Consider the following 24557-nt stretch of genomic DNA (forward strand, 5'->3'; position numbering starts at 1 on the left):
TCAAGACCGTTCGTCGGAGATTTTTTATGTCCAGAGTCATGCTGATCACCGGTGCCAGCCGCGGCATCGGCGCCGCCACTGCGCGGCTCGCGGCGGCCGAAGGCTATGCGATCTGTCTCAATTACCATCGCCGGCAGGACGCCGCGCAGCAGTTGCTCGATGAACTTCGGCGCAGCGGAGCCCGGGCCATCGCGGTCGCCGCCGACGTGGCCGACGAAGCCCAGGTCGCGACGCTCTTTGCCGCCATCGACGCCGAGTTCGGCCGGCTCGATGTACTGGTCAACAACGCCGGCATGCTGGAACGCCAGATGCGCCTGGAAGACATGGATGCCGCGCGGCTGGCGCGCGTGTTCGCCGTCAATGTCACGGGCAGCTTTCTCTGTGCCCGCGAGGCGGTGAAACGCATGTCCACCCGTCACGGAGCCAACGGCGGCGCGATCGTCAATGTCTCGTCGGTCGCCGCCAAGCTCGGCGCGCCGAACGAATACATCGACTACGCCGCAGCCAAGGGCGCGATAGACAGCATGACCCTGGGACTCGCCAAGGAAGTCGCCGCCGAGGGCATCCGGGTCAACGCCGTCCGACCGGGCATCATCCGCACTGAGATCCACGCCAGCGGTGGCGAGCCCGGACGGGTCGAGCGCGTCAAGGCCAGCGTACCCATGGGCCGCGGGGGTGAAGCCGAAGAAGTTGCCCAGGCCATCCTCTGGCTCGCCAGCGCCAAGGCCAGCTACACCAGCGGTGCACTGCTGGACGTCAGCGGCGGACGCTAGAGCGCGACCTTGCAGGCGATCGCTTCGCTGTCGAGGCCCAGCAACGCGTCGAGCCGGGCGCAATCGTTTTCCCGACGCAGCTGCGCGAACAGCGAAACGGCTTGCGGATAGCTGCGGGTGAGCATGGACAGCCACTGCTTGAGGCGGCCAGGCGCATACCGAGGAGAGATCTTGCGGCGCGCCTGCATCCAGAAGTCCGCCAGCAGCGGCTGGAGATCTTCCCAGCCCATCGGCTCGACGCTGGCGCCCTGCTTCGCCGCGCTGATCTGACGCGCCAGGTCGGGCCGACAAACCAGGCCGCGGCCCAGCATGATGTCTTCGACGCCGCTGACCTCCCGGCAACGGCGCCAGTCGTCCAGCGACCAGATATCGCCGTTGGCGAACACCGGTACGGCGACGACGTCCTGAACCCTGGCGACCCACTCCCAATGCGCCGGCGGCTTGTAGCCATCCACCTTGGTCCGGGCATGCACCACCAATTGCTCGGCGCCACCGTCGACCAACGCCCGCGCGCAGTCGAGGGCGCCATCGGGGCTGTCGAAACCCAGCCGCATCTTGGCGGTGACGGGGATGTGGGCAGGGACGGCCTTGCGCACTTCCAGCAGGATGCTGTGCAACAGTTCCGGCTCTTTGAGCAGCACCGCACCGCCCCGAGACTTGTTCACGGTCTTGGCCGGGCAGCCGAAGTTGAGGTCGATGGCGGGCGCGCCGAGGGTACAGGCGAAGGCGGCGTTGTCCGCCAGGCAAAGCGGATCGGAACCCAACAACTGCACCCGCAACGGCGTGCCTGCCCGCGTCCTGGCAGCCGTGTCGAGCTCGGGTGCGAGTTTGCGGAAACTGGACGGCGGCAGCAGACGATCCGAGACCCGGATGAATTCGGTCACGCACCAGTCGATGCCGCCCACACCGGTCAATACGTCACGAAGAATCTCATCGACCAGGCCTTCCATCGGCGCCAAGGCAATCTGCATCAAGAACCGCTCGAATCGCAAAAGGTGCGCATTGTACGGAGCCGGCCGAGACGAAGAAACGGCTGCGTCGCGCCACCTGGCGGCTATTGATCCGTTTCGTCGTCGCGGTCTTCCAGCGTATCGGTCCCGGTGGTCGCGCCCATGCCGCCGGTGGTACCCCTGGCGCCAGCACCCATGGTCCCCAGCCCAGAGGGGGTATCGGCATCTTCAGGCTCGTCGAGACCCTGCCTATCCGGGCCCGCATCATCAATCTGCGATGACGGTTGCTCCATCGCGCCGGTACCGGTAGTCGATGGGCTGGACAGATCGCTGTCGGTTTCGGCTAACGCCACGCCGGAAACGAACATCAACCCGGCACTCATCAGCAGTAGTTTGTTCAGCATGTCGTCATTCCTCCACAGTCAGTCATCGTTCCGATCGCCCAGCGTTCGACGCGGTCGGTGCTCCATGTCTGGGTGAGTGTCGCCGTGGTCCGCCTCGTCGTAAGCCCTTGATCCATGCTGATTGTCTTTTTCCTCGTGCCCCGCTTCCGGGGGGTCGGGTAACCGTTCGATGCCGTCACCGAGCCCCATGGAGCCATTGCCCAGCGACCGGTCGGCCGCGCCTGTGTTCTGGGCCAACCCGTATGTGCCGGCCGCCGCAGCAGGCGTTCCGCCGGCCGCGTCCAGCGTCGCGACGAGTCCGGCCAGCGTGCCAAGCACGATGAGCAGAGTTTTGCGCATGGGACCTCCTCACAGCAGTGCGGTCAGTCTTTAGGCACCCCGACAGAGGCACCGTGCACTGTCGTTCAGAGCACCCGACCAACGGCGAGCGGAACCGTCGTTCCGAACCCGGGTCCGATTCATCAGAGAGCAGTTGTCCGGTTAGAAAGGAATCCAACAATGATTGCACCCGCTGTGGTAATTCTCTTGATGATCGTCGGCTGGAGCGCCGCCGCGTTGGCCATGCTCTGGGGCATGCTGCGAGTCACCCGCTACCATCACAAAGCCGGGACGAACGCACCGCGAAACCAGGGAATCGGCGAGGCAACCGCGAAATCGGGCGCCAAGATTTCGTTGGGCACTGCAATAAATCGCGCCATCGCCCAATAAAGCCGTGACAGCGCCGCCGAAAGCTGTAGAATGCCGGCCCACAGACGCGGGATGGAGCAGTCTGGTAGCTCGTCGGGCTCATAACCCGAAGGTCGTCGGTTCAAATCCGGCTCCCGCAACCAAATACGAAAGGCCACTCTCATGAGTGGCCTTTTTCGTTCCAGGGCGCCCTTGTGTCGGTGCCAACGCTGCACGGCAGCCTGAGCGAAACGGCTAACCATTTGAATAAAAACGCTTTCTTTCCGGCTTACGGTTGACATCGGACCTCGAGCCTGTAGAATGCCGCCCCACAGACGCGGGATGGAGCAGTCTGGTAGCTCGTCGGGCTCATAACCCGAAGGTCGTCGGTTCAAATCCGGCTCCCGCAACCAAATACGAAAAGGCCACTCTTTGAGTGGCCTTTTTCGTTTGGCCGGAGTACTTACGGCATCCGCCGATTGCGATCTCTAGCTTTCATCCGCGGGCGTCAGCACACCATGCGCTTACTGACGTCCGGTTGATATCGGCGATCTCTTCTTCTCCCTCCTTACTTCGTCTTGCGATGTGGCGATTCACCGTTGCGCCGCTCATGGAACATCCGCGCTACGGCGGCTTGCCGGTCGTCCGGGTGGGGGACAGGCCTCTCGTTGCCTCGTCTTGCTAGTGCACACTCACTAGCGACATAAGGCTGCCGAACGTCTGAGCACCGCTCGGCACGCCGAGGCGCTGTTATCGGCGCCACTGTCGACGAAGCAACGGAGCGAAGCGCTCGCCGATCAGAAGGTGCGTGTGCGCGTCTGGATGCAGCCGATCAGGCAGAGGCAAGCGAGCATGATCCTGTTCGCCGTACAGTTCGCGGCCGTCCAGGTAATGGATATTGGCGTCACCCACCGAGCGCTGCTCGACAATGGCTTGAAGATGCTCGCGAATGATCGTCAGCGTGAGTTTGCCCGCACCCGTTTCATCAGGGCGACCAGAAGCCTGAAACCTGATCTCATCTTCGGCCAGAGCCTCCAGATCGAACATGCTGGGTCCAGGTGTGGTTTCGTGAATGGGGCAGGAAATCGGCGCGATGACCAGAAGCGGTGTGCCGGGGTGACCTTCGCGCAGGGTGTCGAGAAACCCGTGAACCGCCGGTGCGAAAGCACGCAATCGCATCAAGTCCGCATTGACGAGGTTGATGCCGATCTTGACGCTGATGAGATCCGCAGGCATGTCCCGGAGGGTGCGCGCAACGAACGGATCCAGCAGGGCATTGCCACTCAAGCCGAGGTTAAACAGGTCCACACCTGCCATGCGGGACGCAACAACCGGCCAAATACCGGTCGGCGAGGTGGCATTCGATCCATGACTGATCGAACTGCCATGGTGGAGCCATATCGGTCTGCCCTCGTCTGCGACCGGGCGGACAGGAGCGTTCGAGTGCAGCTCCCCGAGCGCCACGATTTCATTGTGCGCAAGCCAGATGTCGACGAGCTTGTCGTGGCCAGCCAGTCCCTCGAAACGCAGGGTCTGAATCGTTCCGGGTTCACGAGCGGTCGCTCCGCTGGACATGTCCGTGCGCAAGATCGCTGCCTGATCGGCAGATTGCTGACGAACCAGTTGCCCGTCCACGCATAGGTCGTAGATGCCCTTTGGCCGTGGAGGTACGCCCACGAGCTCCCTTCGGGTTGGCATGACGTCGAGTTCGAGCGCTGTAGCGGCCGTGCGAAACTGCAGGCGGACACCAGACGGTTCCGTTTCGATCGAGGCCAGCTGCGGGTCGGGACATTGGGAGCGCGCGCTCGCCGGCAAGCGATGCGGGAGCACGCCGAACTCGGTTTGCTCCAGCTCGATAGCGCCCTTCAGCAGGGTTGCGGTGATAGGTGTGGTGATCGGGAGATTATCCATCTGCTTCGCTCTAGATACTTGGCAATCGTGTCATTCGCCGCTTTCCCCCGCGTTAGAATGGACGCCTCGGGGAACGGACGGCTGACACCGGAGGCTGCGCAGCCGCTCACCGGTAAAAGCACAATCGATTCAGCGCAACAGCTGTGCCAGCCGTTGCGCCACGTACTGTAGCCCCAAATCGTTTTCGCGGCGTCGGTGCCAGGCGAGGTGCAACGTGAAACCGCTCACCGGGATGGGCGGCTGGAAAGTTTGCAGCGCCCCGCTTACCGGCACGACGCGCGAGGGCAGCATGGCGAGCATGTCGGACGCTCGCAGCAGGTCGGGCACCATCTGAAAGGTAGGCACTACCAGGCCGACTCGTCGCGAATGCCCCGCTTTGGCCAGGTCAGCGTCAACGGGACTACGCCCGTCCCCGCGCCCGGAAACCAGAATGTGCGGGAAGCCGAGCCAGCGTTCGAGGTCAAAGCCATCGGCGGCGGGATGACCGGGGCGCATGGCGACGACATAGTGCTCGGTCAGCAATTCTTCGCAGCGAATATCCTCGTCGGACTCGGGAAAGACCGAGATCGCGATATCCGTGCTGCCATCGACAAGGGCGCCTTTCGCAGCTTGGGCGCCTTGCCAGGGTTGAACCACGATATCGATCCCGGGGGCGCGTTCCCGCAGCGCATCGAGCAAGGGACCGATCACGAACAGCGCCGGATAATCCGCCATGGCGATGCGAAGCGTCTGGCGGATATCGGCCAGGGCGACCTCCGGGGGATCGATCAGATCGGTCACGCCGGCCAGCAGGGATTTCAAGGGAGCACGCAGGGACGCGGCTTTGGGCGTCAGGCGCATCGTACCGCGCCCGCGTTCAAGGAGATCGTCCTTGAACAGGTGGCGGCAGCGCTGGAGCGCCACCGAAGCCGCCGGTTGCGAAAGCCCCAAACGGTCGGCCGCGCGACTGACATGGGCTTCGTCCAGCAGCGCGTCCAGTATCACGAGGAGGTTGAGGTCGACCGAGCGCAAATTCATATGGCGGATAATAGATTAGACAAGATATCTATTGGAATAATAATCAAACGTTCAGCAATCTGGCCTCACGAACAACCCGGAGGCGACGATGATGCTACGAACCCTTGTGCTGCTATTTCACCCGAACCTGCCTCAGTCCAGGGCCAACGCCGCCCTGGCGCAAGCTGCCGGCGCGATGCCGGATGTGGGCGTCATCGACATGTATGCCGCGTATCCTGCCGGCATCGACATGTTTCGCCATGCCGAGTCAGAGGCACAACGGCTGCTGACCGCGAACCGGATCGTGCTGCAATTTCCCGTCCAGTGGTATTCGACCCCGGCGCTTCTGAAGGCTTGGCAGGACGCCGTCCTGACCCGCATGTTCTACCTCGCTTACGAGTCCGAGGGGCGTCGCCTGGAGGGGACCCAGCTCATGATCGCCGCCACGGCGGGCAACACGCGTGACGCCTACCGTTTCGGCGGTCGCAACATGTTCCCGATGGCCGAACTGCTCGCGCCGCTGCGCGCGACGGCGCACCGCTGCGGCCTGATCTGGTCTGAGCCGTTCGTGCTGTATGAGGCGAATACGTTGACGCCTGCTGAGCTTGAAGTCGCCGCCGCCGACTACGAAGCGCGCTTGCGTGATTGGATTGATGCCACGTCAGCCGAAGCCGCTCTACGGACGTCTTGAAAACGGGGAACACCGCCACGCCTCCTCTCGGCGCGCCGGGTGGGCTTGTCCGAGCGCTCGGCTTCCCCCTTGCGGGGCTGCTCGCACGATTTCCCAATTCTGCAGGGCTCGCCCTGCCCTCCTCCAACCAGGGACGAACAAGGTCATTTCGCTAAGTGGCCTTTTTTCGTTCTGGGCCTTGCCTGTCTCCTCCCGTACGGTCGTACACGCGCTTTTGGATTCCTGCTCGACCTCGCCCGGATATCCAAACCCTCACAATATCCCAGCTCAGCTATCAACTAATACTCGCACTCAATCGATCGGTTTAATACAAACGATGGATAGTTCATTCCGTAATTTAAAAACCGAAGATAAAACCTTTTTAGCCGTTGGCCCTCAAGGGCCCAAAATAGCGCCGCTATATAAATATTTTTTCGCCTTCTTCTTGACTGCCAACCGCTTCTGAATGATAACTACGTCACAACCATGAGACAGGATGTTTCCGAGCCGCAAGCAGGACTACCCGTTTTGCAGCTGTTGGTGCTCAGGGATGGCTTCCCCCACAGCTCAGCGCTGTGTCGCACTAGAAAAACTTACTTTTTTGCTCCTCTCGAATTCTAGCCGAGTGCGGTAGCCGTGCCTGAACGTCCCGCCAGCGCTGGCGTTCGCGTGATCGGACGCCCTCTGGAGCAATAGCGAGCTGGCGGCGACAACCGCCATTGGCGGTAGCTTTGTCTGATTAAAAAGCGCTGCCCTTACCCAGCAACTATCACGGCGGCAATTATTTAACTGGCATATGCCAGGCATATAAAAAAGCGCTTCACGTGACTTGTAGCGCCCGCCCGTTATTCACTTCGATATTTATTCAAGGCAACCCGCTGGAGTTCTTCGTGAACACTTCATTGCGTAGCATCGATATAGAATCGCACACATTGATTGCCGATGAGATGAATCAGACAGGCAGTTTCTGTATTGCCAACTTTCTCTCACCGCAGCAACTATCGGAATTACAAGAGCAGGTCCGAGTCGATGCTCAGCGGCATAACGGTCAATACTTTGCCCACCATGGTGGAAGCGAGATCGAAAGTTCGCTATTGGGCGTCCTAGGCGCTTCGCCGGAGTTTCGGCAGTTGCTGGCAAGCCTTTATCGCACGGGCGCCGGGAAAGCGGCCTTCAGCGACGAAATCCTGAAAGTGTTGCGCTGCGTACAAGGGAATTCAGGTCGCCGCGAATCCAATTGTTTTCACTACGACGCCAGTCTTGTAACCGTTTTGTTACCAATCGAGATTCCGCAGAACGGAACGGACCGGGGCGATCTGATCATGTTTCCCAATCTGCGCCGCGTACGTTCGAACGTTCTGTTCAACGTAGTGGAGAAGGCGCTGCTGCAGAACGCGCTGAGCCGCAAACTGATCGCTGCCGCCATCCGCCACCGTTTACTGAAGCCCGTAAAGCTCCAGTTGGTGCCCGGCAACCTGTACCTGTTCTGGGGCTACCGCACGCTGCATGCGAACGAGCCGTGCGACCCGGCAAGCCGCCGTGCCACGGCGATCTTTCACTTCGGCGACCCGCACGCGGGCAGCCTGGCGACGCGCCTGATCCTCAAGCTGAACCAGCGCCGTGCCCGCCGCGCCACCCTCCTGGGGACACACCGGGCGGTGTAGAGCAGCAGACCTGAACCAAGCGTGCCGACCTCGATGTGACGACGATAAGGACATCCATGATGATCAATGTCACCCAATCGTACCTGGGCAACAAAGCCAAGTTTCTCAGCTACGTCGACAGCATCTATGCATCGGGCTGGCTGACCAATCACGGCCCCCTGGTTACCGAGCTCGAAGAGCGGCTGCGCGATTACCTGGGTGTGCGCAACATCATCCTGACCAACAACGGCACCCTGGCCCTGCAGATCGCCTACCGGGCGCTGGGGCTGACGGGCAGCGCCATCACCACGCCGTTCAGTTTCGTGGCCACCACCAGTTCGCTGCAGTGGGAAGGCATCCGCCCGATTTTCGCCGACATCGACAAGACCAGTTGGAACCTGGATCCGCAGGCCATCGAAGCGCGGATCGACAGCGACACGCGCGCCATCGTCGCAACCCACGTATTCGGCAATGCGTGCGACGTGGAGGGCATCGCGCGCGTTGCCGAGCGCCATCGCCTGAAGGTGGTCTATGACGGCGCGCACGCGTTCAGCGTGCGCTACAAGGAGCGCTCGGTATTCAGTTGGGGGGACATCAGTACCCTCAGCTTTCACGCGACCAAGCTGTTCCACACCATCGAAGGCGGCGCCATCGTCACCAATGACGATGCCCTGGCTGCCAGGATTCGCCTGTTGTGCAACTTCGGCATCGTCGACACCGACATCATCGACGGCATCGGCATCAACGCGAAGCTGAACGAGTTCGCCGCCGCGATGGGATTGTGCATCCTCGATGACATGGCGCTGATCCTGGAACAACGGGAAGAGATCGCCCGACGCTACGAGCAGCAACTGGGCGACCACTTCGACCTGCAGCAGCAGCAAGCTGATTCCCAACGCAACTACAGCTACTTTCCGATCGCCCTGGCCAACGAGGACCAGCTGCTGCGTTGCCGCACTGCGCTGAACGACAAGGGCATCAACCCCAGGCGCTACTTCTACCCGTCGCTGGACACGCTCGGTTACCTGCAGCCGCAACCGCCGCAGATCCAGTCACGTTCGTTGAGCCGCCGGGTGCTCTGTCTGCCGATTTATCCGGGCCTGCCCCGGCCGATCCAGAACACGGTGATCCAGACCCTGCTGAACGAGGTCGCCCGGCGCAAGCCGCTGCAAGCGGAACGCCTCTGGCCGCAGGTCAACCCCATCGGGCTGATGGAGCACCGCTTCGGCGTGTCCTCCCCCGAATGCAAGCGCCTCTACTGAACCCCTCCGGCGGTCCGATTACATGGCTGATCGAAAACTCTCGATGATTCGCAACACCGGCCTGAGCTACATCGGGCAGGCGTATGCCTTGCTTGTCGGCATCCTGATTCTGCCCTTCTACCTCGGCCACCTGGGTGCCGAGGCCTACGGCCTGATCGGGTTCTTCGCCGTGCTACAGGCGTGGCTGCAACTGCTGGATGCCGGCCTGTCGCCGTCGCTGGTCCGCCAGATCGCGCACTTTCGCGGGCGTCCCGAAGTCCGCCGTCACGAACCCGGACGTCTGCTGCGCTCGTTCGAAATCATCTTCCTGCCGGTGGCGTCGTTGACGGTGCTGGCCATCCACGGCGCCAGCGGCTGGATCGCCCAGCGCTGGTTGCAAGCGCAGGATCTGGACACCCTGACCATCGTCCATTGCATCAGCCTGATGGGGCTGATGATCGGCCTCAAGCTATACGCCACGCTCTACAAGAGTGGTTTGCAGGGGCTCGAACTGCATGCGTGGCTGAACGGTGCCAACATCCTGATCGCGACCCTGCGCTATTTCGGTGGCCTTTTTCTGGTGGCCAACATCAGCCAGAACCCGCTGGACTTCTTCGTTTTCCAGACGGCGGTCGCCTTGATCGAGACGCTGATCTTCGGCGCCAAGGCCTACACGCTGATGCCGCTGCCCAGGGTGCTGACCGGCTTCGACTGGACAGCGGTCAAACCGGTGCTGCCGTTCGCCGCCGGCATGTCCCTCACCTCGGTGCTGTGGATCATCCTGACGCAGCTGGACAAGGTGTTGCTGTCCAATGTGTTGCTGCTCAAGGAGTACGGTTACTTCTCGCTGGTCGCGCTGATCTCGACCGGCATCATGACCCTGACCAACCCGCTGGTGCAGACGTTGTTACCGCGCATGACCATGCTCGTCGCGCAAGAGCGGATCGGCGACATGCAGCGGCTCTACCTCAACGCCACACGATTCGTCTGCAGCCTGTTGTGTCCGCTGGCGGGCGTGATCGCGTTCCATTCCGACGAGCTGATTTTCGCCTGGACCGGTGACCCCGAAGCGGCGCAGTGGAGCCGCCTGGTACTGCCCTGGTACGTACTGGGCAGCGCGATCATGGCCGTCACCGCCTTCCAGTTCTACCTGCAGTACGCCTACGGCCAGCTGCGCCTGCACGTCTGGTTCAGCCTGATCAGCGCGGCGCTGAGCATCCCGCTGGTGATCTATGCGGCGCTCACGCACGGGGTGTACGGCGCAGCGTTGGTCTGGTTCGGGTTACGCATGCTGACGTTCCTGATCTGGCCATCGATGGTTCACAAGCGCTTTGCCGCCGGCCTGCATCGACCCTGGCTGCAGGATCTATCGCGCATCACCGCCATGACCGGACTCGGCCTGCTGATCGGCGAGCCCCTGTTCTCGGCCATCGCCAGCGACAACCGCTTCGACATCCTGCTGGGCCTGGCCGTCAGCGGCTTGATCTGCCTGGCGTTGGTCACCTTGACCTCCAAACCCGTCGTTTTGCGACTTTATCTTCTGATGACCCGCTCGAGCGTCTGAGATGGACATGCAACCGAAAAGCGAAGAGGCCTTGATGGCCGCCTGGGGCGAGCGGCGCGTGCCGCTGCTGAGCATCGTCTGCCTGACTTACAACCACGCAGCCTTCATCAGCGAAACGCTGGATGGCTTCCTCCGGCAGGAAACGACCTTTCCGTTCGAAATCATCGTCCACGACGACGCCTCCACGGACGCCACCGCGACGATCATCCGCGCGTACGCCGCCCGTTATCCGCAGGTCATCAAGCCGATCTACCAACGCGAAAACCAGTACCGTAAAGGCGTCCCGTTCAGCACCCGGCTGTTCGCTCAGGCGCAGGGCAAGTACATCGCCTATTGCGAGGGCGACGATTACTGGACCGACCCGCGCAAGCTGCAGATTCAGGTCGACTTTCTCGAGCAGCACCGCGACTACGTGATGACCTATCACGACGCCGTCATGTTCAACAGCCAGGGCGTCGTGCGTAGCCCCCACATGCAGGGCCGCTATCGCCGCGATGCCAGTGCCCGCCAGCTGATGCAGGGACGACCGGTGTCCACCCTCACCGCCTGCTTTCGCAACCTGGTGCACGAGCTGCCGCCGGAGCTGCACGGCGTCGAGGTGCTGGACATCTGCTGGTGGTCGCTGCTCGGCGCCCACGGCAAGGGCAAGTTCCTCAAGGAGATAAGACCCGCCGCCTACCGTGTGCACGAGGGCGGCATCTTTTCCATGCGCAGCAGCAAGCAGCGCATCCAGATGACCATGCACGCCTATTACAGCCTGGCCCGCTACTACCAGCGGATCGGCAATCAGTCGCTGTTCGAATATTTCATGATCCAGGTGTTCACCCAGGCACTGGCATTGATCTCTCCGCTCAGCAAGCTCCAGGCGCTGAGCCAGGCCTTTCAGAACATCAGCATCAACCTGCTACGCCGCCTGATACCGGGCGCCTGATAACCGCTACGACGATGCCGCAACAATCAAGGAAGGATCCACGATGACCGCCATGGCCCGCTCTTCACTGGAATACGACGGGGATAACCGTATCGACCTGGCGCGCATTCTGCGCGTCGCCTTCGATCACAAGGCTCTGATCTTCAGCATCACCTGCTTTTTCGCCCTGCTCGGCGTGGGCTACGCCATTGTCGCCGCGCCGGTGTACCAGGCCAGCGCGATGATTCAGATCGAACCGAAAAAGGCCGGTATTACCGGAGTCCCGGAGGTCATTCCCAGGCCGAACTCGGTTTCCCAGGCGGTCACGGAGATCGAACTGATCAAGTCGCGCTCCGTGCTGGGGCGCACGGTCGAGGCGCTGAAGCTCTACATCACCGTTCGCCCCAAGTACATCCCGCTGCTGGGCGGCTACATCGCGCGGCTGCACGATCCGGTCGAGGATGGCGAGCTCGCCGCGCCGCTGCTGGGCCTGACCAGCTACGCCTGGGGCGGCGAGAAGCTGGACGTGTTCCAGCTGGACGTCCCCGACGCCTACCTGGGCGAGAAGCTGACGCTGCGCGCCGGTGTCGCCGACACGTTCAGCCTCTATGACGAGGACGAGCACCTGCTGCTGAGCGGCAACAGCCACCAGACGGTGCAACAGCAAGGCTTCACGATCCAGATCGCAGCGCTCAAGGCGCGTCCGGGCACCGAGTTCACGGTGGTGCGCAGTCGCCCGCAGACCACCGCGCTGGATTATCAGAAGCGCCTGAAGGTGGGCGAAGCCGGCAAGGATTCCGGGATCATCTACCTCACCCTGGAAGACCCTGACGCCGACAAGGCCAATCGGGTGCTCGATCAGATCAGCCGCCTGTATGTGCGCCAGAACATCGAGCGCAGCTCGGCCGAGGCGGCGCAACGCCTCGAGTTCCTGCGCTCGCAGGTGCCACTGGTGCGCAAGCAGCTGGAGAAGGCCGAAGCGGCCCTCAACGACTATCAGACCAGCGCCCAGTCGGTGGACATCAGCATCGAAACCAAGGGCGTGCTCGATCAGATCGTCGCGCTGGAAGCACAGATCTCCGAGCACAACCTCAAGCGCACCGAATACAACCAGCTCTACACCCCCGAGCACCCCACCTACCAGACGCTGATGAAGAAGATCGGCCAGTTGGAAGCGCAAAAGGCCGCGCTGATGAGCAAGATCGACACCTTGCCCATGACCCAGCAGGAATTGTTGCGCCTGCACCGCGACATGCAGGTCACCACGCGCACCTATACCCTGCTGCTGGACAAGGCCCAGGAGCAGGACATCCTGCGCGCCGGCACCATCGGCAACGTGCGGATCATCGACAGCGCCTATGCCGTCGTGGAAAAGCCGGCCAAGCCGATCAAACCCCTGGTGGTGCTGGTCGCCATTTTCATCGGCCTGCTGGTCTCGGCCGTGGTCATCCTGCTGAGGCAGGTGTTCTATCGGGGCATCGAGAATCCTGAAACCATCGAGCACCTCGGGGTGCCCGTGTACGCCGCACTGCCGTTTTCGGCAAAGCAGGAGCACCTCTATCGGCTGAGGAAAGTGCGCGACGGACGCAGCAAGCTGCTGGGCGCCGCCGACCCGGCCGACCTGGCGATCGAGTCGCTGCGCAGCCTGCGTACCAGCCTGAAGTTCGCCATGCTCGAAGCGCGCAATCAGCTGCTGGTGATCACCAGCCCGACGCCCTCGGTGGGCAAGTCCTTTGTCTCCAGCAACCTGGCATCGGTCATTGCACAGGCAGGTCAGCGGGTGCTGCTGATCGACGCCGATATGCGTCGCGGTTATCTCGCCGGCATGTTCGGCATGGCTCCGCGCAGCGGCCTGTCGGATGCCCTGGCAGGCGGCCTGCGCCTCGCCGCGGTGGTCAACAAGACCGACCAGGCCAACCTGCATTTCATTGCCAGCGGCTGCTCGGCGCCCAACCCGTCCGAGCTGCTCATGCATGAGAACTTCGCGAAGCTGCTGAAAGAGGCGGAGCGCGAATATGACTTCGTCATCATCGATACGCCGCCGGTACTGGCGGTAACCGATGCCGTTCTGGTCGCCCAACTGGCGGGCACCTGCCTGCTGGTGGCGCGCTACGGATTGAGTACCGCCGGCCAGATCGAGGCCTCCAAGCGGCGCCTGGCGCAGAACGGCGTGCTGCTCAAGGGCGCCATCCTCAACGGCGTCAGACGTCGGGCCTCGAGCACCGCCTATGAGACAGGCGCCTACGGTTACTACAGCTATTCTCAAAAAGCCTGACACATGCGAGGGAAACGCCGTGGTCAGAACCGTATCGATGATGCAGCCCTATCTGTTCCCTTACCTGGGTTATTTCCAGCTGATCGCCCATAGCGATGCCTTCGTGCTGGGCGACGACCTGCAATACACCAAAGCATCCTGGATCAACCGCAACCGCGTGCTGGTGAACGGCGAGGCCAAGCTGATGACCTTTCCGCTGCGCAAGGGCGGACGCGTCGATGCCATCAACCAGCGCTGGCTGAGCGATGACTTTCCCATGGAAGCGCAAAGGCTGCTGAAAATGCTCAAGCTCGCCTATGCCCGCGCGCCGTACCAGGAACCGGTGCTGGCCCTGATCGCGGACATCCTGCAGCAGCCGGAACGCAACCTGGCCCGCTTCACCGCGTACTCGATCCGCCGCCTGTGCGCTTATCTGGACATAACGACGCCGATCCGCATGGGCTCGGAACTGGGCCTGCCCGCGCAAATGGACAAGCAGGAGCGCGTGATCACCATCGCCAAGCTGCTGAACGCGCAGCGCTACATCAACCCCATCGGCGGCGTGTCGCTGTACTGCCCCACGCTCTTCAGATCGCACGGCCTTTCGCTGCGATTTCTGCGAATGGACGACCTGAGCTACCCGCAGTTCAAGCAGCCATTCGTGCCAGCCCTGTCAGTGATCGACGTGCTGATGTTCAACAGCCAGCAGGACACCCGGGCCTTGCTCGAGCGCTTCACCCTCGTCGAAGGCATCGAACAGCACGCCGCGCAACCGGCTTGAACGAACGACAAAACGGACCTCCGCACCTACTCACCTATGGAAGGCAGTTCACATGGCAGCGCTCGACAGCGATCCACACTGGTACCTGATCCAGACCAAACCCCGACAGGAATCGCGCGCCGAAGAAAATCTCCGACGCCAGCACTTCGAGTGCTACCGGCCACACAAGCCGCGCCTGCCAGACGACGGAAAGCCCGGCGAACCGCTGTTCCCCGGCTATCTGTTCATCCGCCTCGATCGTCGGCTGGACAACTGGTACCCCATCCGCTCGACCCGTGGTGTCGCCCGCGTGGTGGCCTTCGGCGGCGAGCCCACACCGGTTCGCGACGCCCTGATCGAAGAGCTACGCCAGCGGCTGGCAACGCCGGTCGAGCCGCCGCGCTTTCGCCCTGGCGAGCGCGTGCAACTGCGTGGCGGCACCTTCAATGAGCTCGAAGCGATCTTTGTCAGCGCGGACGGCGAGGAACGTTCGGTGATCCTGCTCACGCTGCTGCAGCGTGAGCAGAAGGTGCGTGTGCCCACACGCTACCTCACCGGCTGCGCTGCCCAACCCGGTCTGCCCGTCAGCTGCCGGACCGACTGACGTACCAGGGAGGGTTCGCTCATGAAGATTCTGTTTCTGCACAGCCTTTACGCGCCTCATGTAGGAGGCGGCGCGGAAGTGGTGGTACGTCAGCTCGCCGAAGGCCTGCATGCCCGCGGCTGGGACCTCGCCGTGCTGGCTACCGGCCCCGAGCTGGGGTTGCACGAAGAACAACTGGGCGGCGTACGGATCTATCGCGCCGGGCTGCGCAACCTCTACTGGCACTTCACCCAGACCCGGCCGAACCCGCTGTTGCGCCTGGGCTGGCACTACCGCGACCGCTACAACCGCGGCATGCGCGAGTACGTACGCGAGGTGATCGCCCGCGAGCGACCGGACGTGGTGGTCTGCCACAACCTCACCGGCTGGTCCGTATCGGCCTGGGACGAGATCACCGCGGCGGGCCTTCCGATCGTCCAGGTCGTGCATGACCTCTATCTGCTGTGCCCGAAGGACACCATGTTCAACAAAGGGCACAGTTGCGAACGCCAGTGCGGGCTGTGTTCGGCTTTTCGTCGAGGCCATGCGGCACGCTCGGCTCAGGTGGCGGCGGTGATCGGCGTCAGTCGCTTCATCCTCGATCGGGTGACGGCCTACGGTTATTTCAACCAGGCCAGCCGCCATGTGGTGCACAACAGCGTCCCGTTGGCCGAAGGCTCGGTCGCGGCGCCGCGCCATCCTCACAGCGGCCTGCTCCGGTTCGGTTACATCGGCACGCTGTCGGCCAACAAGGGTTTGGGGTGGCTGATCGAGCAGTTTCAGGCCCTGTCGATCAACGCCACCCTGGAGATCGCCGGTCGCGGCAAGCTGGATTACGAGGCGCAGCTCAAGGCATTGGCCGATCCGGCCAAGGTCCGTTTCGTCGGCTATCAGCACGCCGAGGCCTTCATGCGCAACATCGATGTGCTGGTGGTGCCCTCGATCTGGGCCGAGCCGTTCGGGCTGGTCGCGGTCGAGGCCTGCGCCCAGCATCTTCCGGTCATCGCGACCACCCGCGGCGGCCTGCCGGAGATCATCAGCGACAACCTCAACGGCCTGCTCTGCTCGCCTGACGATCCCGACTCGCTGGGCAGAGCAATGCTCAGGCTTTATCTGGACAGCGGCCTGCGCCAGCGCTTGTCGCAACAGGCGCGCCCCAGCGTCGCCGCCTTTTTGAACATGGAGCGAATGCTCGATCAGTACCAATCGATCCTGCATAGCGCGCTACACGGCCGGAGAGCCCACGATGACCCCGACTCCATTGAGCCTTTCACCGCCCAGACCGAGCCCGCTGACGATCGACAAGCCCACGCTGCTGGCGCTGATCGCCGCCTCCTTGCTGATCAGTGAAACCTTCGCCGGGGCGCTGCGTTACTACCTCGATATCGCCGGCGTCTCCGCCCTGCTCTACCTGCCGAAGCTGGCGTGTCTCGCCGCCGTGGCGCTGGAATTGCCCCGCGCGCGGAGCGCCCCCGAGGTATGGCTGGTGCTGTTTGCGCTGCTGGTTTCGAGCCTGCTGGCGCTGCTGCATGGCGCCTCGCCGGGCAACGTCGGATTCAGTCTGTTCATTTACCTGCCGCTGCTGTTCGGGCTGTTCTGCGGCCGCTACCTGGAGCGCAGGGCCAGCCTGCTGGGCTGGGTGATCGGGTTCTGTCTGATGGCCTCGCTGATCGGCATCGCCCTGGACATGTTCAGCAACGTACCGTGGAAGGGATACAGCTACATGATGGGCGACGTCGAGCTGACCGCGAACAAGTCCTGGGCCTTCGGCAGCACTGACCGGCTGGCCGGCTTTGCCCGGATGTCGACCAACCTGGCCGTGATGATCGCGCTGTACAGCCTGTTCCTGGCGGCGTTCCTGCGGTCACGTCTGTTGCGCCTGATGCTGTACCCGCTGGCATTCGGCGCGATCTTCCTGACCACCAACAAATCGACCGCGGCGGCATACCTGTTGACCCTGGCGATGCTGTTTCTCGCCGGTTACCGCGTGCCCAGCGCCACGGCGTTCTTCGTCGCGGTGGTGACCGGCATGGCGCTGCCAATCGCCAGCCTGATGCTGAACATTCCGCAGAGCGAGGCCTATAGCGCCAGCATGCTGGCCTCGTTCAACGACCGCCTGATCAACAGCTGGCCGAACTTCATCGATGTGATCGTCAACGAAGGTTGGGGCTGGTGGGGCGCCGGGTTCGGAGCGGTAGGCAGCAGCGCGGCGGCGTTTCCACTGGCCTGGCTGGAACTGCTGAGCATTGCCGACAACACGGCGCTGTATCTGTGGGGCATGCTCGGCGCGTTCGGTGTGCTGCTGTATTTCCTGTTGTTCCCGCTGCTATTGCGTTTGCATGACCGCGGCCCCCGCATTCGTGACGCACTGCTGGGCATCGTCTTCTGCACCTGCCTGATCGGCTGGGCGACCGATGTGCTGGAGGTCACCACCGCTACCCTGTTTCTCGGCATGGCCATCGCCCATGTTCTGACGCCGCAGCCGGTGCCTGCCCCGTACAAACGGTTCATTGCCGTGCGCCCACAGACAGGGCTTGAACCGCGGGTCTGGGAACCGAGGGGCGAGCAGCCATGAGCCTACGCCGCCTTACCTGCCGCCTGGCGTTTGCGGCAAGCCTGTCTGCCCTGGCTATCGCGGTACCGGCACAACAAGCGGAAGATCCCTTCATCGTCGGCGTTTGCTCGCACGACCTGCATCTGCGAAACACCCGGAGCGAGGGGCTCCAGCTGCTGCACGACGCGGGTATCGCATCGGTCAGGACCGACGCTCACTGGGCCTTTGTGGAGCGAAAGCGCGACCGCCTCGAAGTGGAGCCGCACTGGCAAGCCTATCTGGCCGGCAACGAAGCCCAGGGGATCGACAACCTGTTCATTCTTGGCTACGGCAATTCTTTCCATGGCGCCGGGGAGAAGCCGCGCAGCGAGCCGGTTCGCAGCGCCTTCAATCGCTATGTCGCCTTCGTTGCCGAACAGTTCAGGGGCCGGATCAAGCACTACGAAGTCTGGAACGAATGGGACGCGGAGAACCCCACCGATTCGCAGTTCACCCAGGACTACGCGCGGCTGATCGCCGATGCCGCCGGCATCATTCGCCAGCACGATCCAAACGCCAAGGTGCTGGCCGGCGCGGTGACCACCGAAGGCATCGAGTCGGGCTTCGCCACCCGGCTGATCGAAGCCGGCGTGATGCAATCGATCGATGGCCTTTCGTTACATCCCTATGTCCACTGCCGCGGACGCGGGAAAAACACACCGGAGGCGTGGATCGAATGGCTCGCCGATGTCGATCTGGAACTGTCCAGCGCGGCCGGCCAGCCGGTGCCGCTGTATCTGACGGAAATGAGCTGGCCGGCCTACCAGGGATCCTGCGGAATCGACGAGCACCTGCAAGCGGCCTATCTGGTGCGCAGCTTCTTTCTCGCCAGAACCTTGCCCAACGTGCGGGGCTACTGGTGGTACGACTGGCGCAACGACGGCACCAACGTACGCGAGCGCGAGCACAACTTCGGCCTGCTGCGACAAGACTACGCCCTCAAGCCGGCCTATCGGGCGCTCAAGGCGATCAGCCCGATCATCCGTGACTACCGCTTCCTGGGTCACGCCGACGGCTCGAAGAAAGGCGCCGTGCTGTTGCGTTTCGGCAACGCGGACGAGCAGCTGCTGGTGGCCTGGAGCCCGGAGCAGACACGCACGCTTACGATCGAGTCGACCGGCAAGGCGAGCGGCCACCTGGCGCTGATCGATACCGAGCATCCCGAGGATGGCCGAGTCGCCAGCGACGCGACCTGGCGATGCCCCGACCGCGCAGATCGCTGCACCGCGGAGGTCGAGCTCGACGGCTTTCCGAAGATCATCAGCCTCGGCAACGCGCCGGGGCCGGGCTCCAGCGCCCACTGATGCCAAGGGTTCACGAAGGGCTTTTTTGAAAAGAGGAATTTCAAAATGATTGTCATCAACGCGCGCTTTCTGACCCAGGAAATACGAGGCGTGCAGCGCTTCGCGGAGCAGATCAGCCTGCAACTGAACGGCCTGCGCGACGATCTGGTGTTCGTCGCGCCGGACGACATCCGCCTGCATGAAAGCGCCGAACTGCTCCAGGTTCGCCGCATCGGCCGCCACCGGGGCCAGCTCTGGGAGCAACTCGACCTGCCGCTGTGGCTGCTGCGCAACGGCAGCCCGCCGCTGGTCTCGCTGTGCAACACCGCGCCGCTGGCTTACGGCAACCAGATCGCGGCTCACCACGACATTACCTACGTGCGGCATCCGGAAGCCTATTCACGCGCGTTCAGGGCGACCTATCGCAACCTGACCCCGCTGTTACTCAAACGAATCAAGGCGCTGATTACCGTGAGCGAATTTTCCCGGCAGGAAATTGCACGCTTCTATGGCTACCCGGCACGCCACATCTGGGTGGTACCCAACGCCGTGGACGCCCGCTTCCAACCCTTCTGCGCCGAGCAATGCCCGAGCAGCTCGACGCCCTACCTGCTGGCGGTGTCATCGCACAGCGCGCACAAGAACTTCGCCAGGATGGTGGCGGCCTTCCTCAAGCTCGAAGGCTTCGATGACGTCGAGCTGCGCATCATCGGCGATTCGAACCGGGTCTTCTCCGGCAGCCTGCACGACATCGCCGGCAGCCGTCGCATTCGCATGCTCGGCCGGCTGACCGATCAAGAGCTGGTGGAGGCGTATCAGGGCGCCACGGCGTTCGTGTTCCCCTCGCTGTACGAAGGGTTCGGCATCCCCCCGCTCGAGGCGCAGGCCTGTGGCTGCCCGGTCATCGCCGCGCGGGCAGCGTCCATCCCGGAAGTGCTGGGCGACAGCGCGCTGTACTTCGACCCGCTGAAGGTCAAGGACATTGCCGACTGCATGCAGCGCGTCCTGCGCGACGAGGCCCTGCGTCAGGACCTGCGCCGGCGCGGCAAGGCGAACGTGGCGCGGTATTGCTGGAATTCGTCGGCGCGGCAGGTCTCCCGTCTGATCGATCAGGCCTTCACCGGGGTGCGCAAAGGCGGCAAAGCGGGCTTGCAGCAGCTGCCGCTCGGCCAGCCCAAACACTAGCTGCCACGTATCGCGCACTGCCCAGCACGGCCACGCCGGCATCCGCCAGCGCGGCCTGAGATTCCCGGTTGCCGAGTCCTCGGCAACCGCCTCGCTGCCCCTCTCTATCGAAAGGTTATCCTATGAAAATCGCCATTGTTCATGACTGGCTGGTGACCTATGCGGGCGCCGAACGCGTGCTCGCCGGGTTGCTCGAGACCTGGCCGGAAGCCGACCTGTTCGCCGTGATCGACTTCCTCTCCGATGAAGATCGCGCCAGCCTCGGTGGTAAGCGCGCCACCACGACCTTCATCCAGCAGTTGCCCAAGGCGAAGACCCATTACCAGAAGTACCTGCCGCTGATGCCCTTGGCCATCGAGCAGCTCGACATGTCGGCGTACGACCTGGTGATTTCCAGCAGCCACGCCGTGGCCAAGGGAGTACTCACCGGGCCGAACCAGCTGCACATCAGCTACGTGCATTCGCCGATCCGCTATGCCTGGGATCTGCAGCATCAGTACCTGCACGAGGCCAGCCTGGACCACGGCTTCAAAGCCAAGCTCGCGCGCATGCTGCTGCACTACATGCGGATGTGGGATCAGCGCACCGCGAGCGGCGTCGACGAGTTCATCGCCAACTCGCACTTCATCGGTCGACGCATCAACAAGAGCTATCGGCGCGAATCGACCGTGATCTACCCGCCTGTCGACACCCGCCAATTCACCCTCTACGCCGACAAGGAGGACTACTACCTCACCGCCTCGCGCATGGTGCCCTACAAGCGCATCCCGATGATCGTGGAAGCCTTTTCGCGGATGCCCGACAAGAAGCTGGTGGTGATCGGCACCGGACCGGAGATGGACAAGGCCAGGGAACTGGCCACCCCCAACGTGACACTGATGGGCTACCAGAACTTCGCGGTGCTGCTGCATCACATGCAACGCGCGCGGGCCTTCGTTTTCGCCGCCGAGGAAGATTTCGGGATCGCCCCCATCGAGGCGCAGGCCTGCGGCACGCCGGTGATCGCGTATGGCAGAGGGGGCGTACTGGAAACCGTGAGGGGAATCGACCACCCCGAACCCACCGGCGTGTTCTACCCCGAACAGACCCCCGAGTCGCTGATGGCTGCGGTCCAGGAGTTCGAAGCGGAAGCGCATCACATTCTGCCCAGCGTCTGTCGGGCCAGCGCGGAGCGTTTTTCAACCGAACGATTCAGGCAGGAGATTAAGTCTTTCGTCGATACTAGCGCCCGCGAAGTCATTTCGCTCCAAGGACAGGATGCGCTCTTGCATCGCCCAAGCGTAACCCCGGCCAGCGTCACCCCGGTCTACCCTGCGGCGGTTCCCATGAAGCATGCCTAAACAGCCCCACTCACTGCGAGGTTTCACGGATGAACACAGCAACTGCCACTCAACGAATCCAGACCTCCTGCGTATTAAGCTTTGCCTTGCTGATCAGCGGCACGACAGGTGCCGTCCACCTGGCCGAGCACGACGCCAACGGTTTTTCCCGGCAAGGGCACGCGAGTTTCACCGACGACACGTCCAGCTGCACCGCCAGTCAGGGCCCTCGGGTGATCATCTTCGATCAGGGTGCTCGCGCTAATGCAGGCCCCTGCCAGCGCACCGAATCGACCGCAGTCACAGTACCGACCGTGCGCCTGGCCAAACCGCTTTCGGGAGATCCGTACCTGCGCTCTGGCGACACCACCCGTTACTCGTTCTAATTCCGTGACCCTCCCTGGAGGCGCAATGAACAGTGCAGACCAAAACAGCCAAACGCTGGTTTACGCTGACGGTTATTCCTATACCGAAATATTCCAGGCCCCGGAAATGCCTGGAGTGCCTGGCGGTACCCGGCTGATCAGCGTGTTCCACGCGTTCTTTACCTCAGACCACGACCGTGAAAACGAGAACGCCGACCTCCTCGTAGCCGCTCCACCACTGACGGAACTCGCCGGCGGGATCTGAATCAGGCCCGTCCCGCGGCCGCTCGAACGCCTCGTCAGCGAACCCTTCGCTGACGCAACGGCCACCGCTTCGCTTCATACCGAGACATTCCATGACCCCGAAAACGTCCGTGGTGACCGTCACCTACGGTGATCGGCTGCCTTACCTTGCGCAATTGGTCGAACGCGCACTGGCGTTCGTCGAGATCACCGAGGTGATCATCGTCAGCAACGCCTCGTCAGCGCCGCTGGAGCAATTGCCAGCGCGCTGGCCGAACAAGGTCCGACTCATTCAACTGCAACACAACACCGGCTCGGCGAACGGCTATGCCGTCGCGCTGCAAGCCGCGTTGGCAGGCGGCGCCGATTACATCTGGATGATGGATGACGACAACGCGCCGACTGCCGCGGCGGTGTCCATCCTGCATCGCGAGGTATCCCGTCTTGGCGGGCTGCTGGGCCCGGACCGGGTCGCGGTGTTGGGCTACCGCGCGACCCAGCAAGCGGATATCGCCCAAGGTGTGCCGACGCGCTACCTGCTTCAGCCACGTTCCAGCTACTTCGGCTTTCACATCGCGCAGCTTCCTTACAAGCTTTGGCGGCGCCTGCCCGGGACGCGTCGCCCCGGCAAGCGACCCGTGAGCATCAGCCTGCCCTTCGCTCCGTACGGCGGAATGCTCGCCCACCGCAGCTTGTACGAGCGCATCGGCGTCCCGCTCAAAGAGCTGGTGCTCTATGTCGACGACACTGAATACACCCGGCGCATCACCGCCGGTGGCGGGCACCTGTTTCTGTTCACCGACGCGGTGATCGACGAGCTCGAGCAGTCCTGGAACATCAAGGCACGGACTCGCAACATCTACGAGACCTTTCTGCTCGGCGACTCGGATTTCCGCGCCTACTACGCCGCGCGCAATCAAGCCTGGTTCGACAAGAACGTCTGGGCCGCCTCGCCTCGGCTGCATCGCCTGAACCGTTGGCTGTTTCTCACGCTGCTGCGCCTGATCGCCCGGCTACGCCATGCCCCGCAACGCCTGGCGCTCATCGAGCAAGCCATTCATGACGGCGAAAACGGCGCATTGGGCATGAGCAAGACCTTTCCGTTGCGCTGACCGCTCCACCGGCCCGCGCCCCACCCGTCTCATCGAAGGCATTGCCCCTATGGATGTCGCTTCCCTACAACGTGACGCGAACAATTTCGACTTCCTGCGATTCGTCGCCGCCTGCGCCGTCGTCGTGGGTCACTGCTACTGGTTATCGGGCGCCGGTGCCAGCGAACCGATGCGGCTGTTCACCGGCTCGCTGGATACGGCTGACATCGCGGTGAACCTGTTCTTCGCGATGAGCGGTTTCCTCATCGCCGCGTCATGGATGAACAGCCGCAACGTGCTGAACTTCGCCGCCAAACGTGCGCTGCGCATATTCCCGGCGCTGTGCGTTTCGGTGCTGCTCACCGTGCTGATCGTCGGCCCGCTGGTGACCGGCCTGCCCCTGAAGGACTACCTGTTGCACAGCCAGACGGCGCGCTTTCTGGGCAACATGGCGTTGGTCACGCACTTTCATCTGCCCGAGGTGTTCACCACCAACCCGTTTCCAGACACGGTCAACGGGTCGGTCTGGACCTTGCCCTACGAGGTGCTGATGTACGCCTCGTTGATGCTGCTGGGGTTGATCGGTCTGATTGGCCGAGCCGCCACGCTGGCGGTGCCCTTGGCCCTGATGCTGGTTCACTTCTACCTGATACCTGGGCTCGGCCTGGAGAGCGAGGTACTGCGCAAGACGACGCGGCTGGGCATGTTCTTCTTCTTCGGCGCGACCCTGTATCTGTATCGCCGCGTCCTGCCGTGGAACTGGAAAGTGGCCCTGAGCCTGCTGGGGTTGTCCCTGCTCAGTGCAGGAACCGAGCTATGGCCGTACGTACACGTGCTGACGCTGCCCTACCTGACCATCTATCTGGCCCACTTGCCGATCCCGCGGCTGGCGGGATTCGGCCGGTATGGCGATTTCTCGTACGGTATCTACATCTTCAGCTTTCCGATCCAGCAATGGCTGATGCACGCCTTCGGCCCGCAGCTCTCGCTGGGCCTGTTCGTGGTGATCAGCCTGGTGGTGAGCATCGCCGTGGCCGTTCTGTCCTGGCATTTCGTCGAGCTGCCAGCGCTGCAGTTGAAGCGCTATCTGCCCCGAGTGCCCAGCCCTCTTGGCGAGGCCGGCTGAACCGCGCGCGTTGAATCGCGTGCACGG

The 24557-nt window shown here is 62.8% G+C and carries 24 protein-coding genes and 2 tRNA genes; 21 read left to right on the forward strand and 5 right to left on the reverse strand.

What is annotated here, in order from left to right; translation table 11 throughout:
- The first annotated feature begins 26 nt into the window (after positions 1-26).
- Positions 27-773, forward strand: a complete 747-nt coding sequence (locus KVO92_RS04960; RefSeq protein WP_217474530.1) for an SDR family oxidoreductase — start codon at positions 27-29, stop codon at positions 771-773.
- On the opposite strand, the gene KVO92_RS04965 is transcribed toward KVO92_RS04960, so the two are convergent.
- The 3 genes from KVO92_RS04965 to KVO92_RS04975 form a co-directional block, all read right to left on the reverse strand.
- On the reverse strand, positions 770-1744 hold the full coding sequence (locus KVO92_RS04965; RefSeq protein ID WP_217474531.1) for a tRNA dihydrouridine synthase: 975 nt from the start codon (positions 1742-1744) through the stop codon (positions 770-772). The two genes, KVO92_RS04960 and KVO92_RS04965, sit on opposite strands and share 4 nt — an antisense overlap.
- 83 nt (positions 1745-1827) lie before the next feature.
- Positions 1828-2127 carry a hypothetical protein gene (locus KVO92_RS22595; protein WP_254621285.1) on the reverse strand — a complete coding sequence of 100 codons (300 nt, stop codon included), beginning with the start codon at positions 2125-2127 and terminating at the stop codon, positions 1828-1830.
- An 18-nt stretch (positions 2128-2145) separates the two neighbouring features.
- Positions 2146-2466: a hypothetical protein gene (locus KVO92_RS04975; RefSeq protein WP_217474532.1), complete on the reverse strand. Its 321-nt coding sequence runs from the start codon at positions 2464-2466 to the stop codon at positions 2146-2148.
- A gap of 159 nt (positions 2467-2625) precedes the next feature.
- On the opposite strand from KVO92_RS04975, the gene KVO92_RS04980 reads away from it, so the two are divergent.
- The 3 genes from KVO92_RS04980 to KVO92_RS04990 all read left to right on the forward strand — a co-directional run bounded on the left by KVO92_RS04980 (position 2626) and on the right by KVO92_RS04990 (position 3206).
- Positions 2626-2835: a hypothetical protein gene (locus KVO92_RS04980; RefSeq protein WP_217474533.1), complete on the forward strand. Its 210-nt coding sequence runs from the start codon at positions 2626-2628 to the stop codon at positions 2833-2835.
- Between the two features lie 45 nt (positions 2836-2880).
- Positions 2881-2957 (forward strand) — tRNA-Met (locus KVO92_RS04985).
- Between the two features lie 172 nt (positions 2958-3129).
- Positions 3130-3206, forward strand: a tRNA-Met gene (locus tag KVO92_RS04990).
- A 337-nt stretch (positions 3207-3543) separates the two neighbouring features.
- Here KVO92_RS04990 and KVO92_RS04995 read toward each other — a convergent pair.
- Together KVO92_RS04995 and KVO92_RS05000 are read right to left on the reverse strand one after the other, a co-directional pair.
- Positions 3544-4704, reverse strand: a complete 1161-nt coding sequence (locus tag KVO92_RS04995; protein ID WP_217474534.1) for an SGNH/GDSL hydrolase family protein — start codon at positions 4702-4704, stop codon at positions 3544-3546.
- A 129-nt stretch (positions 4705-4833) separates the two neighbouring features.
- Positions 4834-5721: a LysR family transcriptional regulator gene (locus KVO92_RS05000; RefSeq protein ID WP_217474535.1), complete on the reverse strand. Its 888-nt coding sequence runs from the start codon at positions 5719-5721 to the stop codon at positions 4834-4836.
- Positions 5722-5809: 88 nt separating this feature from the next.
- Between KVO92_RS05000 and KVO92_RS05005 the strand changes: the two genes are divergently transcribed.
- The 17 genes from KVO92_RS05005 (at position 5810) to KVO92_RS05085 (ending at position 24530) form a co-directional block, all read left to right on the forward strand.
- Positions 5810-6391, forward strand: coding sequence for an NAD(P)H-dependent oxidoreductase (locus tag KVO92_RS05005; protein WP_254621286.1), 582 nt, complete (start codon positions 5810-5812; stop codon positions 6389-6391).
- An 869-nt stretch (positions 6392-7260) separates the two neighbouring features.
- Positions 7261-8034: a hypothetical protein gene (locus KVO92_RS05010; protein WP_423836223.1), complete on the forward strand. Its 774-nt coding sequence runs from the start codon at positions 7261-7263 to the stop codon at positions 8032-8034.
- A gap of 59 nt (positions 8035-8093) precedes the next feature.
- Positions 8094-9275: a DegT/DnrJ/EryC1/StrS family aminotransferase gene (locus tag KVO92_RS05015; protein WP_217474536.1), complete on the forward strand. Its 1182-nt coding sequence runs from the start codon at positions 8094-8096 to the stop codon at positions 9273-9275.
- A gap of 22 nt (positions 9276-9297) precedes the next feature.
- A complete protein-coding gene (locus KVO92_RS05020) occupies positions 9298-10818 on the forward strand; it encodes a lipopolysaccharide biosynthesis protein (RefSeq protein WP_217474537.1) in 1521 nt (506 codons plus the stop codon).
- A 7-nt stretch (positions 10819-10825) separates the two neighbouring features.
- On the forward strand, positions 10826-11749 hold the full coding sequence (locus KVO92_RS05025; protein WP_217474538.1) for a glycosyltransferase family 2 protein: 924 nt from the start codon (positions 10826-10828) through the stop codon (positions 11747-11749).
- A 43-nt stretch (positions 11750-11792) separates the two neighbouring features.
- The gene (locus tag KVO92_RS05030) at positions 11793-14003 is read left to right on the forward strand and encodes a polysaccharide biosynthesis tyrosine autokinase (RefSeq protein ID WP_217474539.1); all 2211 of its coding nucleotides are present in this window, start codon (positions 11793-11795) and stop codon (positions 14001-14003) included.
- A gap of 19 nt (positions 14004-14022) precedes the next feature.
- On the forward strand, positions 14023-14763 hold the full coding sequence (locus tag KVO92_RS05035; RefSeq protein ID WP_217474540.1) for a WbqC family protein: 741 nt from the start codon (positions 14023-14025) through the stop codon (positions 14761-14763).
- 52 nt (positions 14764-14815) lie between these two features.
- The gene (gene rfaH / locus KVO92_RS05040; protein WP_217474541.1) at positions 14816-15346 is read left to right on the forward strand and encodes a transcription/translation regulatory transformer protein RfaH; all 531 of its coding nucleotides are present in this window, start codon (positions 14816-14818) and stop codon (positions 15344-15346) included.
- A gap of 21 nt (positions 15347-15367) precedes the next feature.
- Positions 15368-16675, forward strand: coding sequence for a glycosyltransferase family 4 protein (locus tag KVO92_RS05045; RefSeq protein WP_217474542.1), 1308 nt, complete (start codon positions 15368-15370; stop codon positions 16673-16675).
- Positions 16572-17900 carry a hypothetical protein gene (locus KVO92_RS05050; protein ID WP_254621287.1) on the forward strand — a complete coding sequence of 443 codons (1329 nt, stop codon included), beginning with the start codon at positions 16572-16574 and terminating at the stop codon, positions 17898-17900. The genes KVO92_RS05045 and KVO92_RS05050 overlap by 104 nt, the downstream gene beginning before the upstream one ends.
- Entirely contained in the window at positions 17897-19222 is a 1326-nt protein-coding gene (locus KVO92_RS05055; RefSeq protein ID WP_217474543.1) for a hypothetical protein, read from the forward strand. Before KVO92_RS05050 ends, KVO92_RS05055 begins: the two co-directional genes overlap by 4 nt.
- Positions 19223-19267: 45 nt before the next feature.
- On the forward strand, positions 19268-20386 hold the full coding sequence (locus KVO92_RS05060) for a glycosyltransferase family 4 protein (protein WP_217474544.1): 1119 nt from the start codon (positions 19268-19270) through the stop codon (positions 20384-20386).
- A 122-nt stretch (positions 20387-20508) separates the two neighbouring features.
- Complete coding sequence (locus KVO92_RS05065; RefSeq protein ID WP_217474545.1) at positions 20509-21726, forward strand: glycosyltransferase family 4 protein; 1218 nt, start codon at positions 20509-20511, stop codon at positions 21724-21726.
- Positions 21727-21755: 29 nt separating this feature from the next.
- Positions 21756-22091 (forward strand): hypothetical protein, encoded by a 336-nt coding sequence (locus tag KVO92_RS05070; protein ID WP_217474546.1) that lies wholly within the window; start codon positions 21756-21758, stop codon positions 22089-22091.
- A gap of 25 nt (positions 22092-22116) precedes the next feature.
- On the forward strand, positions 22117-22335 hold the full coding sequence (locus KVO92_RS05075; protein WP_217474547.1) for a hypothetical protein: 219 nt from the start codon (positions 22117-22119) through the stop codon (positions 22333-22335).
- Positions 22336-22426: 91 nt separating this feature from the next.
- Complete coding sequence (locus KVO92_RS05080; protein ID WP_217474548.1) at positions 22427-23425, forward strand: glycosyltransferase; 999 nt, start codon at positions 22427-22429, stop codon at positions 23423-23425.
- A 49-nt stretch (positions 23426-23474) separates the two neighbouring features.
- A complete protein-coding gene (locus KVO92_RS05085) occupies positions 23475-24530 on the forward strand; it encodes an acyltransferase family protein (protein WP_217474549.1) in 1056 nt (351 codons plus the stop codon).
- The last annotated feature ends 27 nt before the right edge of the window (positions 24531-24557 follow it).

The sequence above is a fragment of the Stutzerimonas stutzeri genome (assembly GCF_019090095.1).
Taxonomy (GTDB): Bacteria; Pseudomonadota; Gammaproteobacteria; order Pseudomonadales; family Pseudomonadaceae; genus Stutzerimonas; species Stutzerimonas stutzeri_AN.

Excerpts from the sequence above, each read along its gene's own strand:
- KVO92_RS05015 (WP_217474536.1), top strand. The coding sequence starts at position 8,094 with ATGATCAATGTCACCCAATCGTACCTGGGCAACAAAGCCAAGTTTCTC.
- KVO92_RS22595 (WP_254621285.1), bottom strand. The coding sequence starts at position 2,127 with ATGCTGAACAAACTACTGCTGATGAGTGCCGGGTTGATGTTCGTTTCC.
- KVO92_RS05055 (WP_217474543.1), top strand. The coding sequence starts at position 17,897 with ATGAGCCTACGCCGCCTTACCTGCCGCCTGGCGTTTGCGGCAAGCCTG.
- KVO92_RS04975 (WP_217474532.1), bottom strand. The coding sequence starts at position 2,466 with ATGCGCAAAACTCTGCTCATCGTGCTTGGCACGCTGGCCGGACTCGTC.
- KVO92_RS05060 (WP_217474544.1), top strand. The coding sequence starts at position 19,268 with ATGATTGTCATCAACGCGCGCTTTCTGACCCAGGAAATACGAGGCGTG.
- KVO92_RS05000 (WP_217474535.1), bottom strand. The coding sequence starts at position 5,721 with ATGAATTTGCGCTCGGTCGACCTCAACCTCCTCGTGATACTGGACGCG.
- KVO92_RS05025 (WP_217474538.1), top strand. The coding sequence starts at position 10,826 with ATGCAACCGAAAAGCGAAGAGGCCTTGATGGCCGCCTGGGGCGAGCGG.
- KVO92_RS04980 (WP_217474533.1), top strand. The coding sequence starts at position 2,626 with ATGATTGCACCCGCTGTGGTAATTCTCTTGATGATCGTCGGCTGGAGC.
- KVO92_RS05005 (WP_254621286.1), top strand. The coding sequence starts at position 5,810 with ATGATGCTACGAACCCTTGTGCTGCTATTTCACCCGAACCTGCCTCAG.
- KVO92_RS05080 (WP_217474548.1), top strand. The coding sequence starts at position 22,427 with ATGACCCCGAAAACGTCCGTGGTGACCGTCACCTACGGTGATCGGCTG.
- KVO92_RS05075 (WP_217474547.1), top strand. The coding sequence starts at position 22,117 with ATGAACAGTGCAGACCAAAACAGCCAAACGCTGGTTTACGCTGACGGT.
- KVO92_RS04995 (WP_217474534.1), bottom strand. The coding sequence starts at position 4,704 with ATGGATAATCTCCCGATCACCACACCTATCACCGCAACCCTGCTGAAG.
- KVO92_RS05065 (WP_217474545.1), top strand. The coding sequence starts at position 20,509 with ATGAAAATCGCCATTGTTCATGACTGGCTGGTGACCTATGCGGGCGCC.
- KVO92_RS05045 (WP_217474542.1), top strand. The coding sequence starts at position 15,368 with ATGAAGATTCTGTTTCTGCACAGCCTTTACGCGCCTCATGTAGGAGGC.
- KVO92_RS05070 (WP_217474546.1), top strand. The coding sequence starts at position 21,756 with ATGAACACAGCAACTGCCACTCAACGAATCCAGACCTCCTGCGTATTA.
- KVO92_RS05030 (WP_217474539.1), top strand. The coding sequence starts at position 11,793 with ATGACCGCCATGGCCCGCTCTTCACTGGAATACGACGGGGATAACCGT.
- KVO92_RS05050 (WP_254621287.1), top strand. The coding sequence starts at position 16,572 with ATGACCCCGACTCCATTGAGCCTTTCACCGCCCAGACCGAGCCCGCTG.
- KVO92_RS04965 (WP_217474531.1), bottom strand. The coding sequence starts at position 1,744 with ATGCAGATTGCCTTGGCGCCGATGGAAGGCCTGGTCGATGAGATTCTT.
- KVO92_RS04960 (WP_217474530.1), top strand. The coding sequence starts at position 27 with ATGTCCAGAGTCATGCTGATCACCGGTGCCAGCCGCGGCATCGGCGCC.
- KVO92_RS05085 (WP_217474549.1), top strand. The coding sequence starts at position 23,475 with ATGGATGTCGCTTCCCTACAACGTGACGCGAACAATTTCGACTTCCTG.
- rfaH (WP_217474541.1), top strand. The coding sequence starts at position 14,816 with ATGGCAGCGCTCGACAGCGATCCACACTGGTACCTGATCCAGACCAAA.
- KVO92_RS05020 (WP_217474537.1), top strand. The coding sequence starts at position 9,298 with ATGGCTGATCGAAAACTCTCGATGATTCGCAACACCGGCCTGAGCTAC.